Source organism: Streptomyces sp. NPDC004051 (assembly GCF_053604275.1).
Genome location: NZ_JBSGHG010000003.1, coordinates 338,861 through 351,414, shown reverse-complemented (window position 1 = coordinate 351,414; position 12,554 = coordinate 338,861). Strand labels below are relative to the sequence as shown.

Below are 12,554 nucleotides of genomic sequence, written 5' to 3'. Positions count from 1 at the left end.
GCGCACCCCGCCCGACTCGCCGAAGCCCGGGCTCAGGCAGGGCCCCGCTCCCGGGCGGCGCTCGTGACGACGTCCCGCAGCCGCTCCGCGTACAGCCGCAGGTTCTTGTGCGCCATCTCGGTGTCCGGGTAGCGGCTCGCGAACCACAGGCCCTCCCGGAGCCGGGTGACCCACGCGCACACCTGGTCGCCGTACGACACCCTGAGCAGCCCGTACGCGTTCAGGTCGGCCCAGCGGTCGGAACCGGGGATGTCCCGGGAGTCCGCGTACGAGACGATCGAGTACAGGTCCGGGGAGGTGGGGCGGAAGTCCGTGCCGAGCAGGCGCAGCACCCGGTCGATGGGCATCCTGGACAGCCGCCGGTTGGCGTGCAGCGCCTCGCGCACGGTGCGCAGCGCGCTCGGGAAGTCGGTCGCCCGCTCCACGGGGATCTCGATCGGCGCGCCGCCGACGTACCAGCCCACGGACTGCGACCACCGGGACCTGGTCCGGGTGTGGAACGGCACGACCGTGCGGTAGACGGGCTCCCCGCCGATCTCGTGGACGATGAGCGCGGTGGCGGCCAGGATGCCGACCAGGCTGCCGCCCTGGGGGCGGCAGTACGCCTCGAACCCGGCGGCGTCGGCCGCGTCCACGAGCGGCTCCCGCATGAGCCTCTGCTCGGGCAGCCCGCCACCGGGCGTCAGACCGAGGTCGACCGGGAAGGAGGGCAGCCGCCCGTCGCACCGCTGGATGAACTCCCGCCAGCGGCCGACGATGTCATGGGTGCCGTCGATCCGGTCCGCCTCCGCCCGCTCGGCCTCGCAGAAGTCGACGTAGCTGCCGACCGGGGGGTGCTCCACGGCCCGGCCCGTGAGGCCGGCCGCGTACAACTCGTGGATCTCGGCGGGGATGCGGTAGAGGGAGTAGGCGTCGACGTTGCTGTGGTCGAAGGCCATGTACACGCTGGTGCCGGCGTCGTGGACGACCGCCGTGTAGATCAGGTTGGGCCAGCGCAGCGCGTCCGCCGTCGCGTCGAAGCGGTCCTGGAGGTGGCGGACCAGTTCCGTCGCGTCCGGGAAGTCGCCGACGTCCTCGCGGTGCAGCGACACCTCCTCCGGGGCGAGCGTGAACCGGCGCATCGGGGCGCCCGCGTCGCCGGTCCAGCGGAAGCCGCTGCGCAACGTCTCGTGCCGCAGCGTCCAGCCGCGCAGGGCCTCCTGCAGCACGTCGAGGTCGACCGGGCCCGGCATGTCGAAGGACGCGCCGAGCCAGGTCGGCACGAACAGGCCGTCGTCACGGACGGACCGGGCCGTCCTGATGTGGGACTCCTGGATGTATGCCGGTGGCCGCGCGTCCTCCGGCAGCACGGCAGCGATGTCCAGGGTCCTCGGACTGAGTGTCCACTCGACGAGCCGTCCCGGCCGGATTCCGCACCGTTGGATGTCGGTCATTCGCACGGGGGCGTCTCCGTTCGCAGATGAGACAGACCCGATCAGGGGAATGCCGTTTCCACGAGCCGATACGCGGCGTGTCGGCGCTTTTCGGCGGAACGGATGGCCCCCCGAACGGCGGTGCGAAGGACGCCCGACGCCGCCGTCGGCCGCGCCCCGGCCCCCGGCTGCGTCCTGGCCGTCCGTGCCCTGACCGTCCGTGCCCTAGGCGTCCGTGCCCTTGCCCTTGTCGCCCGGGCTGTCGTCCGGGTCCCGGTCCTTCTCCTCGTTCAGCGACTTGAGGAAGTCGGGGTTGTCGTCCGGGGCGACCCACTGCTGACGGCCGCCGCCGCCCCGGCTCCAGGCGGAACCGACCTGGCCGCCCGCGCCCAGCGGATGCCGCTTCTTGCCCGCGATGATCCACGAGATGGAGCCGACGAGCGGGAACAGCAGCACGAGGATGGCCCACAGGGGTTTGGGCATGTGACGAATGTCCTCGTCCTTCGTGCTGATGCAGTCGATGAACGCGTAGACGCTCAGCGCGAGGGGGACGAGGAACATCAGCACCCGGAGCATGGGCCTCTCCAGAGAAGGGGTCGTCGGGGACGTCGGCACAGCCCCCAGGTACAGGCCCAGGGTAACCGTTCGGGGATACTTGACCCCATGGCTTACGACGATCTTCGCTCCCTGCTCAGGGCACTCGAGCGCGAGGGCGACCTCAAGCGCGTCAAGGCAGAGGTCGACCCCTACCTGGAGGTCGGTGAGATCGTCGACCGGGTGCAGAAGGCCGGCGGTCCCGCACTGCTCTTCGAGAACGTGCGCGGCTCGAGCATGCCCCTCGCCATGAACGTGTACGGCACCGACCGCCGGCTGCTGAAGGCGCTCGGCCTGAAGTCGTACGGCGAGATCAGCGAGAAGATCGGCGGTCTGCTCAAGCCCGAGCTGCCCCAGGGCTTCATCGGCGTGCGCGAGGCGTTCGGCAAGCTCGGCTCGATGACCCACGTGCCGCCGAAGAAGGTGAAGGACGCCCCGGTGCACGAGGTCGTCCTGCACGGCGACGACGTGGACCTCGACCGGCTCCCCGCGCTGTTCACCTGGCCCAAGGACGGCGGTTCCTTCTTCAACCTGGGCCTGACCCACACCAAGGACCCCGAGACGGGCATCCGCAACCTCGGCCTGTACCGGCTCCAGCGCCACGACAAGCGCACCATCGGCATGCACTGGCAGATCCACAAGGACAGCCGCAACCACTACCAGGTGGCGGCCCGGCGCGGTGAGCGGCTCCCGGTCGCCATCGCCTTCGGCTGCCCGCCCGCCGTGACGTACGCCTCCACCGCGCCGCTCCCCGGCGACATCGACGAGTACCTGTTCGCCGGGTTCGTGCAGGGCAAGCGGATCGAGATGGTCGACTGCAAGACGGTCCCGCTCCAGGTCCCGGCGCAGGCCGAGGTCGTCATCGAGGGCTGGCTGGAGCCGGGGGAGATGCTCCCCGAGGGCCCGTTCGGCGACCACACCGGCTTCTACACGCCGCAGGAACCGTTCCCCGCCCTGAAGATCGACTGCGTCACGATGCGCAAGCGCCCGCTGCTCCAGTCGATCGTGGTCGGCCGGCCGCCGACGGAGGACGGCCCGCTGGGCCGCGCCACCGAGCGCTTCTTCCTCCCCCTCCTCAAGATCATCATCCCGGACATCGTGGACTACCACCTCCCCGAGGCGGGCGGCTTCCACAACTGCGCGATCATCTCGATCGACAAGAAGTACCCCAAGCACGCCCAGAAGGTGATGCACGCGGTCTGGGGCGCCCACATGATGTCGCTGACCAAGCTGATCGTGGTCGTCGACTCCGACTGCGACGTGCACGACCTGCACGAGGTCGCCTGGCGCGCCCTCGGCAACACCGACTACGCCCGCGACCTCAGCCTCGTCGAAGGCCCCGTCGACCACCTCGACCACGCCTCCTACCAGCAGTTCTGGGGCGGCAAGGCGGGCATCGACGCGACGAAGAAGTGGCCCGAGGAGGGGTACACGCGCGACGGCGGCTGGCCCGACATGGTCGAGTCCGACCCGGCCACGGCGGCGCTGGTCGACCGCCGCTGGAAGGAGTACGGACTGTGACGTCGGCCTCCGCCGCGCTCCCGCGGCAGCCGGGGCGCACGAAGGCGTTCCTGCGCCTGGTGATGATCGAGCACTCGGTCTTCGCCCTCCCCTTCGCCTACATCGCGGCCCTCACCGCGATGTACGAGTGGGACAGGAACATCCACTGGGGCCGGCTGCTCCTGGTCACGATCGCCATGGTCGGCCTGCGCACCTTCGCGATGGCCGCCAACCGGATCATCGACCGCGAGATCGACGCCCGTAACCCGCGCACCGCACACCGCGAACTGGTCACCGGCGCGGTGTCGGTGAAGCACGCGTGGACCGGCGCGCTGATCGCCCTCGTGGTGTTCCTGGTCGCGGCGGCCCTGCTCAACCCGCTCTGCCTGGCCCTCGCGCCCATCGCGGTGATCCCGATGGTGGTCTATCCGTACGGCAAGCGGTTCACCGACTTCCCGCAGGCCATACTGGGCCTCGCCCAGGCCATGGGACCGGTCGGCGGCTGGCTGGCGATCACCGGCGCCTGGTCCTGGGAGGCGGTCGTCCTCGGCCTCGCGGTCGGCGTCTGGATCGGCGGCTTCGACCTGATCTACGCCTGCCAGGACGTCGAATCCGACCGCGAGGCCGGCGTGAAGTCGGTCCCGGCCCGCTTCGGCATCCCGGCCGCCGTCTGGGGCGCCCGCGCCTGCCACGCCGTGACGACGGCCCTGTTCGTCTGGTACGCGCTCCTCACCGGCGCCGGCGCCTTCTTCTGGCTCGGCCTCCTGATCGTCGCGGGCGCCTTCGTCTACGAGCACACCATCGTCCGCCCGACCGACCTGACCCGCCTGAACCGGGCGTTCTTCAGCGTCAACGGTTTCATCGGCATCGCGCTTTTCGTCTGCGCGCTGCTCGACCTGCTGGTGCGGGGGCTGACCTTGTAGCCCTTTCGGGCGGGGTCGTGCTCGATCCTCGGCCTCACACGGTGAGCGCGTCCCGGCGTTCGGGGGCGCGGCGGAACAGGAAGGCCGCCGCCACGCCGGCCAGCAGGCCGATGAGGTGGCCCTGCCAGCTGACGCCGGTCTGGCCGGGGGCGATGCCCGCGAGGATCGAGCCGCCCCAGACCGCGCCGACCAGCACCCCGACGACGACGCCCATCGGCCGGCGCTCCACGAACCCGCTGCACAGCAGGAAGCCGAAGAGGCCGAAGATCAGGCCGGAGGCGCCCGCCGTGTTGGTGTGCGCCGGGGCGATGAGCCACACCCCCAGCCCGTCGGCGACGATGATCAGCGCGCACACGGCGGCGAACCGGCGCAGACCGCCCAGGGCGGCGAGGAAGCCGAGCACCAGCAGCGGCACGCTGTTCGCCGCGACATGGGCGAAGCCGAAGTGGACGAAGGCGGAGGGGACGACGTCGGTCAGCTCCGAGACCGTGCGCGGTACGACGCCGAAGTCGTCCAGAGCATGGCCAAAGACGGTGTCGGCCACTTCCAGCAGCCACAGCAGCGCCACCCAGCCCACCATCACCACGGCAGCCGTCTTCGCCCGCTCGCGTCCCGACCACGGTGAACCGCTGTTGGACACGGCAACCCCCTCCGTCTGAATCGTCCGCCTGGGGAACGGACCGACCCCCTTGCCCGGTTCCCACCCCACCATGCCGGATAGGCTCGGTGTCGTGAACCACCTCAAGCCAGGAGAGACGACCCGAACGCCTTGGATCCTGGGGGTGTCCGGCGCTTCCGGCACGCCGTATGCGGCTGCCGTGCTGCGCGCGCTCCTCCAGGCGGGGGAGAGCGTCGACCTCGTCGTCAGCCGTGCCTCGCGGCTCACCCTGCTGGACGAGACCGGCATCTCCTTCAGGGACGCCCACTGGCGCGACGACCTGCGGGAATGGCTGTCCCGGGGGGCGGACGGCAAGCCCGGCACCTTCGCCGTGGACCTCGACGGCGTACGGCACTGGGCCGCCGGCGACCTCGCGGCGGGTCCCTCCTCCGGCTCGTACCCGCACAAGGGCATGCTGATCGTGCCGGCCTCCACGGCCTGTGTGGCCGGGGTGGCGCTCGGGCTGTCCAAGGACCTGTTGCAGCGGGCGGCGAGCGTGACCCTGAAGGAGGGGCGCAAGCTGGTCGTGGCCGTCCGGGAGACCCCGTTGAACGGCCAGACCCTGCGGCACCTGGTCACCCTCGATGACGCGGGCGCGGCCGTGGTGCCCGCCTCGCCGGGCTTCTACGCGGGCGCGACGCACATCCAGGACCTGGTGGACTTCGTCGCCGGACGCGTGCTCGACGCGGCGGGCGTCGAGCACCGGCTCTACCGCCGGTGGAAGGGCGAACTCGGCGGCGGGTCCACCCGTACCGAGTGAGCCCGGGGAGGCCGGAGGTTCCCTGGAGCCCTTCGAGTCCGTGGAGCCCGTCGCGGCACCAGCACCCACAGCATCAGAACCAGCACCCACAGCGTCACCATCATCAACAGCAGCACCCGCAGCATCAGCAGCACCACCACTCGAACCACTTCTCAGCTCTCAGCAAACTCCAGAATCTTCAGCGGAAGGCTTCGATCCCATGGACGCGGTGGACAGGCAGCTCATCCAGGCCCTGAGAGAGAACGGCCGTGCCTCCTACGCCGAGCTGGGGCGCCTCGTCGGACTGTCGGGCCCCAGCGTCACCGACCGCATCAACCGGCTGGAGGCGGCCGGCGTCATCACCGGCTACCGCGCCACCGTGGACGCCGCCTCGCTCGGCCTCGGGGTGACGGCCCTGATCGGCATCTCGCTCTCCGACGCCGCCGACCACGAGGACGTGGCGCAGCGGCTGAAGGACCTGAGCGAGATCGAGGACTGCTGGTTCATCGCCGGCGAGGACTCCTACATGCTCAAGGTGCGGGCGGCCGACGTGGACGGGCTGGAGCGGACCATCCGCCGGCTGTCCGGCACCAAGGGCGTCTCCCGGACCCGTACCACCATCGTGCTCTCCACGAAGTGGGAGAACCGCGTGGGTGAGCTGCCCGAAGAGGTCCGGTAGCCGGGGCGTTACGGTGGGCGGAGTCTGTCTCAGGGTCTCTCAGGAAAACTCGGAAAAGGGGTATCGGCATGGACGTCGGGCTCAAGCGCGAGCTGGAGGAGAAGGTCCGCTCCGGTGAGCGGCTGTCCCGCGAGGACGGCATCGCGCTGTACGAGTCGGACGACCTGGCCTGGCTGGGCGGGCTGGCGCACGAGGTGCGGACGCGGAAGAACGGCGACGTCGTCCACTTCAACGTCAACCGCCACCTCAACATGACCAACGTGTGCACCGCCTCCTGCGCGTACTGCTCCTTCCAGCGCAAGCCGGGGGAGAAGGACGCGTACACGATGCGCATCGAGGAGGCGGTGAGGCTCGCGAAGGAGATGGAGGCGGAGAACCTCACCGAGCTGCACATCGTCAACGGGCTCCACCCGAACCTGCCGTGGCGCTACTACCCGCGTTCCCTGCGCGAGTTGAAGGCCGCGCTGCCGGACGTGTCCCTGAAGGCGTTCACCGCCACCGAGATCCACCACTTCGAGACCATCTCCGGGATGTCCGCCTCCGAGATCCTCGACGAACTGATCGACGCCGGGCTCGAGTCCCTCACCGGCGGCGGCGCGGAGATCTTCGACTGGGAGGTCCGGCAGCACATCGTCGACCACCGCACCCACTGGGAGGACTGGTCGCGGATCCACCGGCTGGCGCACGAGAAGGGGCTGAAGACGCCCTGCACCATGCTCTACGGCCACATCGAGGAGCCCCGCCACCGCGTCGACCACGTGCTGCGGCTGCGTGAACTCCAGGACGAGACCGGCGGTTTCCAGGTCTTCATCCCGCTGCGCTACCAGCACGACTTCGTGGACATGAAGGACGGCAAGATCCGCAACCGCCTCCAGTCCAGGACGCAGATGGCGACCGGCGCCGAGGCGCTGAAGACGTTCGCGGTCTCCCGCCTCCTCTTCGACAACGTCCCGCACGTCAAGGTCTTCTGGGTGATGCACGGCGTCAACACCGCCCAACTCGCCCTCCAGTACGGCGCGGACGACATGGACGGCTCCGTCGTCGAGTACAAGATCACCCACGACGCGGACGACTTCGGCACGCCGGACAAGCTCACCCGCGAGGACCTGCTGGACCTGATCCGCGACGCCGGCTTCCGCCCCGTGGAGCGCAACACGCGGTACGAGATCATCCGTGAGTACGACGCCGCCGACCCCGCCCGCCGCGAGTCCCCGCAGCCGATGCGGGTCTGAGGGAGAATCCGTACCGTGTCTCTCGTCTTCACGCTGGATCCGCCCGTCACCGCGGAACTCCGTGACGGCATTCTGGAGTTGTGGGTCGACGTCACCGAGGCGGGCGGTGCCGTCGGCTTCGTGCCGCCGGTGACGCGGGACGAGGTCCGGCCGGAGCTGGTGCGGCAGTTCGTGGCGATGGCCGAGGAGCGGTCCCGGCTCCTCGTCGGGCACGACGAGCAGGGGCGGGTGGCCGCGACGGCGTTCCTCACCCTCAACACCCACCGGCTGATGACCCACTGGCTCTGGCTGTACACGGTGATGGTCCACCCCCGCCACCAGGGCAAGGGGTACGGCCGCGACCTGCTCGCCGCCGCGGAACGGGCCGCCCGCACCCTCCCCGGCATCGAGGGGATACGGCTCACCTGCCGCGGCGGACTCGGCCTGGAGCGCTTCTACGGCTCCTGCGGGTACAAGGAGGTCGGCCGGATCCCCGGTGCGATCCGGGTGGCCCCGGGCGACGAGCGGGACGACGTCGTCATGCTGCTGCCGCTCGCCTGACCCCCCGCCCGGGGGCTCCGGGGGCGGACGTGCTTCACTGGAGGATGTCCCATTGGGACACGTTCTGACCGTTCGTCCAGGAGAGTGGATGAGATGCTCCGCTACACGTTGATGCGCTTCGGGATCTTCGTGGGCTGCCTCCTGGTCGTCTGGGGCCTCGTCTACGCCGGCCTCGCCCCGCGCGGCCTCGGCGACTCCAACGGTCTGTGGATGATCCTGCTCGCCATGCTGCTCTCGGCCCCGATCAGCCTCGTCGTGCTGCGCAAGGAACGGGACCGGGCCTCGGAGCGGATCGTGCGGCGGGTCGACCGGGCGAAGGCCAAGCTGGAGGCCGACCGCAACCAGGAGGACGTGGCCGACGACGCCGCCCGCACCCCGACGCAGAGCCAGGCGCAGAGCCAGGCACAGACTCAGCAGGAGCAGGCGCAGACCTCGTAGGCGGTGTGAGGTCCCTCACCTGCGCGCCGCTCCGTCCGCATCGTCCGGCACCCCGGTCTCCGTCAAACCCACGGAAACCGGGGTTCTTTGTGTTGTGTGGGTGCTTTTCGATCTCCTCCTCTCAAAGTAAGGCTATGGGAGTCTCAAAGGGCAGGTGTTAAGGTCGTGGGGTGAAGTCAGCAGCCGTGTTCCCCACGCCCCGGAGGGTCCTCCTCGTGGCACGCCTGCACGTGGACCTCTGCCGGGTCACCACCGCGAACTGTCACCCCTGACGTTCCCGGCGCCCTGACGTCCTGACGCCCACGGAGGCCCGACCCTCCCGTGCGCGGCGCTTCCCACGTCCGCGGCGCCCCGCTGCCCCGGCGCCACCTCCCGTCCTCACGCACTCCCCCCTTCCCCCCGACGGAGCATGTCCGTGTCCACGAACACGAAGTCCTTCAAGCTGCCCATGAGGGTCCCCTTCTGGGTCCAGATACTCGCCGGCCTCGTCCTGGGCGTCCTGCTCGGCTGGATCGGCCGCAGCCAGGACGTCACCTGGCTGCTCACGGCCCTGGAGAGGACCGGCGGTGTCTTCATCGGCCTGCTCAAGCTGGCCGTGGCACCGCTCGTCTTCTTCGCGATCCTGGTCTCCGTCACCAACCTGCGGAAGGTCAACAACGCGGCCCGGCTGGCCTCGCGCACCCTCCTCTGGTTCCTGATCACCTCGCTGATCGCGGTGGCCATCGGCCTCGCGATCGGCCTGGTCACCAACCCCGGCGCGGGCACCGGACTCACCCCCGCGGACGGCGGGATGCCCAAGAAGACCGGCTCCTGGCTCGACTTCCTGACCGGCATCGTGCCGACCGACGTGATCACACCGTTCACCGAGCTGAACGTGCTGCAGATCGTCTTCCTGGCCGCCGTCGCCGGTGTCGCCGCCCTCCAGCTCGGCGAGAAGGCCCAGCCGATCCTCACCCTGAGCGAGTCCGTCCTCGAACTCCTCCAGAAGGCGCTGTGGTGGGTCATCCGCCTCGCCCCGCTCGGCACCCTCGGCCTCATCGGAAACGCCATCGCGACCTACGGCTGGGACCTGATCGGCCAGTACGCGACCTTCACCGCCGACATCTACATCGGCTGCCTGATCGTCCTGTTCGGCGTCTACCCGGCGCTGCTCGCGGGCGTCGCCCGGATCAACCCGGTCCAGTTCTTCAAGGGCGCCTGGCCCGCGATCCAGCTGGCCTTCGTCTCCCGCTCCTCCGTCGGCACCATGCCGCTCACCCAGAAGGTCACCGAGCGCCTCGGCGTGCCCAAGGAGTACGCGAGTTTCGCCGTCCCGTTCGGGGCGACCACGAAGATGGACGGCTGCGCCGCGGTCTACCCCGCCATCGCCGCGATCTTCGTCGCCCAGATCTTCGACGTCCCGCTGGGCGTGGGCGACTACCTGCTGATCGCCTTCGTCTCGGTGGTCGGCTCCGCCGCCACGGCCGGCCTCACCGGCGCGACGGTGATGCTGACCCTCACCCTCTCCACGCTCGGCCTGCCCCTGGAGGGCGTCGGCCTGCTCCTCGCCATCGAACCGATCGTGGACATGATCCGCACCGCGACCAACGTCGCCGGGCAGGCCCTGATCCCGGTCATCGTCTCCGCGCGGGAGGGCATGCTCGACCGCGATGCCTACGACTCGGTTCACTTCTCGCCCGTCGACGCCGCCCCGGCCGAGGAGTCCGGGCGGGTGCCGGTCGCCGCGGTCTGACCGGCACCGGACGCCCCGCACGACGGACGCGTGGCGACGCGCCCGTGGCATCCGTCGCCCCCGTGGCGCCCTCCCGGCGGGACCGGGAGGGCGCCACGGGCCCGTAGGCTGACCCGTATGGGTGCCGTGAAGAGCAAGCGGGTGCCGCGGGCGGTCCGTGAACAGCAGATGCTGGACGCCGCCGTGCGGACCTTCGGCCGACGCGGGTACACGGCTGCGTCGATGGACGAGATCGCCGAACTGGCGGGTGTGTCGAAGCCGTTGGTCTACCTGTATCTGAACTCCAAGGAAGATCTGTTCACCGCGTGCATCCGCCGTGAGGGGGCGGCGCTCGTCGAGGCGGTGCGCGCGGGCGCGAGCCCCGGGCTGCCCGCGGACCGCCAACTCTGGTCGGGCCTGACGGCGTTCTTCACCCACACCGCGCGGCACCCGGACGCCTGGACCGTGCTGCACCTCCAGGCCCGCACGCACGGCGAGGTCTTCGCCGCCGAGGTCGCCAGGATGCGCGCGGAGGTCGTGGCCTTCGTGACCGAGCTGATCCTCGCCGCCGCCCGCGAGGCGCTCCCCCAGGCTCTCGGCCGTTCCCGGGCAGGGGGGACCCCCATGAACCCCGACCTTCCCGAGGGCGAGGTCTCCGGGCTCGCGGAGGCCCTGGTGGGTGCCGCCGAGGCGCTCGCCGACTGGGCCAACGCCACCCCCGGCGTCACGGCCCGGCAGGCGTCGGCCACCCTGATGAACTTCTCCTGGGAAGGGCTGGGCGACCTGATGGCGGGCCGCCGCTGGTCACCGGCCGGCGGTGCGGAGGGCAGTGGCGTCGACGCCGGCCCGGTCGCTCACGCCGGGCGGACCTCCCCGGCCGGGTGAAGGCGGTCGCCGGGACCGCGTGGCTCGAAGCGCCCGTCCCGAGCCCCGTACGTCACCGCGCCCGGCAACAGGGCCGGGGCCTTGAACTCGACGTGTCCCGCCACCGCTTCCGGCAGGCCGTGCGCGGCGAGGCGGCGGGCCACCGTCCCCATGCCGTGCGCGACCGTGCGGGAGAAGCCGAAGAGGCGGGCGGTGAGCGGGAGCGGGTGGATCGGGTTGCGGTCGCCGGACGAGGCACCGTACCGCCGTCCGGTGTCCCCCGGGTGCCGGGATCCGGCGGAACCGGAGAACAGGGCCGGCAGGTCCTCCTGCGGGATGCGGATGCCGGAGTACCGGGGGATGGTGATGGCCAGGCTGCCGTCGGGGAGGTCCGGGTCCACCATCGAGCCCTGTGCGAAGCGCAGGCCCGGGTTCTCGCGGCGGGCGATCCCGATCATCGATGACGACAGGCAGAGGCCGAAGGCGTCCGGGCCGCAGGAGGCCGGGTGAGCCCTCACCCGTCCGGGGCCGCACCCCGGTCGGCGACCTCGCGGCCGGCCTCGACGAGCCCGGCGAACCCGGTCAGCGGCCCCAGCGGCCGTGCGGCGAAGACGTCACGGAAGTGGTCGGCGTGGTCCTCGGCGACGGCGTCGTGGCAGGCGCGGGCGGCCTCGGTCACGGGCAGGGGGCCCAGCCGCGCCCCCGACAGTGGGGTGTGGGTGTGGGCGTGGCTCTGACCCGGGGAGCCGGGGAAAAGGCAGGAGCCCCTTCCGCCTGACGGCGCGGGGCTCCTTGGGTACTGCTGGTCGTTCCCGGATCAGCGAGGATCAGACCGGGGTGACGTTCTCCGCCTGCGGGCCCTTGGGACCCTGGGTGACGTCGAAGGACACCTGCTGGTTTTCCTCGAGGGAGCGGAAGCCGCTCGCGTTGATCGCGGAGTAGTGGACGAAGACGTCGGGGCCGCCGCCTTCCTGGGCGATGAAACCAAAGCCCTTTTCGGCGTTGAACCACTTCACGGTTCCGGTAGCCATAAGCCCTCCTTGGGCCCAAAGGGTTGCCCTGCTCCAGAACCCAGCAAGTGTGAAGACCAATTCCGCACAATCGCATCCGTCTGAGAACGACGAGAGCCCGCGGTCACATGCTCCGCAGGCTCTGTACTGCAAGGGAAACCAAACTGCAACTTGCGGACGAGCCTAGCACGCGACCGCCCGCGCGCAATAGAGGTCAAGATCACGTCACCCGAATGTTTCAACGTCACTGCCGT

15 protein-coding genes and 1 pseudogene are annotated in these 12,554 nt (G+C 70.5%); 10 read left to right on the top strand and 6 right to left on the bottom strand.

Going from position 1 to position 12,554, the window contains the following annotated elements; genetic code table 11:
• Positions 1 to 32: 32 nt before the first annotated feature.
• Entirely contained in the window at positions 33 to 1,439 is a 1,407-nt protein-coding gene (locus ACWEQO_RS06955) for a condensation domain-containing protein (RefSeq protein WP_452979690.1), read from the bottom strand.
• 198 nt (positions 1,440 to 1,637) lie between these two features.
• On the bottom strand, positions 1,638 to 1,988 hold the full coding sequence (locus tag ACWEQO_RS06950) for a PLD nuclease N-terminal domain-containing protein (RefSeq protein ID WP_361458623.1): 351 nt from the start codon (positions 1,986 to 1,988) through the stop codon (positions 1,638 to 1,640).
• An 87-nt stretch (positions 1,989 to 2,075) separates the two neighbouring features.
• On the opposite strand from ACWEQO_RS06950, the gene ACWEQO_RS06945 reads away from it, so the two are divergent.
• Both ACWEQO_RS06945 and mqnP read left to right on the top strand, forming a co-directional pair.
• Positions 2,076 to 3,527, top strand: a complete 1,452-nt coding sequence (locus ACWEQO_RS06945) for a menaquinone biosynthesis decarboxylase (RefSeq protein WP_361458625.1) — start codon at positions 2,076 to 2,078, stop codon at positions 3,525 to 3,527.
• Positions 3,524 to 4,429: a menaquinone biosynthesis prenyltransferase MqnP gene (gene mqnP / locus ACWEQO_RS06940; protein ID WP_452979685.1), complete on the top strand. Its 906-nt coding sequence runs from the start codon at positions 3,524 to 3,526 to the stop codon at positions 4,427 to 4,429. Before ACWEQO_RS06945 ends, mqnP begins: the two co-directional genes overlap by 4 nt.
• Before the next feature lie 34 nt (positions 4,430 to 4,463).
• Here mqnP and ACWEQO_RS06935 read toward each other — a convergent pair whose 3' ends face one another.
• The gene (locus ACWEQO_RS06935; protein ID WP_452979751.1) at positions 4,464 to 5,009 is read right to left on the bottom strand and encodes a rhomboid family intramembrane serine protease; all 546 of its coding nucleotides are present in this window, start codon (positions 5,007 to 5,009) and stop codon (positions 4,464 to 4,466) included.
• A 151-nt stretch (positions 5,010 to 5,160) separates the two neighbouring features.
• On the opposite strand from ACWEQO_RS06935, the gene ACWEQO_RS06930 reads away from it, so the two are divergent.
• From ACWEQO_RS06930 to ACWEQO_RS06895, 8 genes are all read left to right on the top strand, one after another.
• On the top strand, positions 5,161 to 5,847 hold the full coding sequence (locus tag ACWEQO_RS06930; RefSeq protein ID WP_361458631.1) for a UbiX family flavin prenyltransferase: 687 nt from the start codon (positions 5,161 to 5,163) through the stop codon (positions 5,845 to 5,847).
• Positions 5,848 to 6,046: 199 nt separating this feature from the next.
• The gene (locus tag ACWEQO_RS06925; protein WP_361458633.1) at positions 6,047 to 6,505 is read left to right on the top strand and encodes an Lrp/AsnC family transcriptional regulator; all 459 of its coding nucleotides are present in this window, start codon (positions 6,047 to 6,049) and stop codon (positions 6,503 to 6,505) included.
• A 68-nt stretch (positions 6,506 to 6,573) separates the two neighbouring features.
• Positions 6,574 to 7,737 (top strand): aminofutalosine synthase MqnE, encoded by a 1,164-nt coding sequence (gene mqnE, locus ACWEQO_RS06920; RefSeq protein WP_361458635.1) that lies wholly within the window; start codon positions 6,574 to 6,576, stop codon positions 7,735 to 7,737.
• 15 nt (positions 7,738 to 7,752) lie between these two features.
• Positions 7,753 to 8,277, top strand: a complete 525-nt coding sequence (locus ACWEQO_RS06915) for an N-acetyltransferase family protein (protein ID WP_452979680.1) — start codon at positions 7,753 to 7,755, stop codon at positions 8,275 to 8,277.
• A gap of 93 nt (positions 8,278 to 8,370) precedes the next feature.
• The gene (locus ACWEQO_RS06910) at positions 8,371 to 8,715 is read left to right on the top strand and encodes a DUF4229 domain-containing protein (RefSeq protein WP_361458639.1); all 345 of its coding nucleotides are present in this window, start codon (positions 8,371 to 8,373) and stop codon (positions 8,713 to 8,715) included.
• A 185-nt stretch (positions 8,716 to 8,900) separates the two neighbouring features.
• Positions 8,901 to 8,987 (top strand): putative leader peptide, encoded by an 87-nt coding sequence (locus ACWEQO_RS06905; RefSeq protein WP_361458677.1) that lies wholly within the window; start codon positions 8,901 to 8,903, stop codon positions 8,985 to 8,987.
• A gap of 137 nt (positions 8,988 to 9,124) precedes the next feature.
• Positions 9,125 to 10,447, top strand: a complete 1,323-nt coding sequence (locus tag ACWEQO_RS06900) for a dicarboxylate/amino acid:cation symporter (protein ID WP_361458641.1) — start codon at positions 9,125 to 9,127, stop codon at positions 10,445 to 10,447.
• A gap of 117 nt (positions 10,448 to 10,564) precedes the next feature.
• Positions 10,565 to 11,311: a TetR/AcrR family transcriptional regulator gene (locus ACWEQO_RS06895; RefSeq protein WP_361458643.1), complete on the top strand. Its 747-nt coding sequence runs from the start codon at positions 10,565 to 10,567 to the stop codon at positions 11,309 to 11,311.
• Here ACWEQO_RS06895 and ACWEQO_RS06890 read toward each other — a convergent pair.
• The 3 genes and pseudogenes from ACWEQO_RS06890 to ACWEQO_RS06880 all read right to left on the bottom strand — a co-directional run.
• Positions 11,281 to 11,580 (bottom strand): annotated as a pseudogene (locus ACWEQO_RS06890) (MaoC/PaaZ C-terminal domain-containing protein); the annotation flags it as partial. The gene ACWEQO_RS06895 and the pseudogene ACWEQO_RS06890 overlap by 31 nt on opposite strands.
• Before the next feature lie 224 nt (positions 11,581 to 11,804).
• Positions 11,805 to 11,969, bottom strand: a complete 165-nt coding sequence (locus tag ACWEQO_RS06885; protein WP_452979675.1) for a hypothetical protein — start codon at positions 11,967 to 11,969, stop codon at positions 11,805 to 11,807.
• Between the two features lie 148 nt (positions 11,970 to 12,117).
• On the bottom strand, positions 12,118 to 12,321 hold the full coding sequence (locus tag ACWEQO_RS06880) for a cold-shock protein (RefSeq protein ID WP_003992177.1): 204 nt from the start codon (positions 12,319 to 12,321) through the stop codon (positions 12,118 to 12,120).
• Between the last annotated feature and the right edge of the window lie 233 nt (positions 12,322 to 12,554).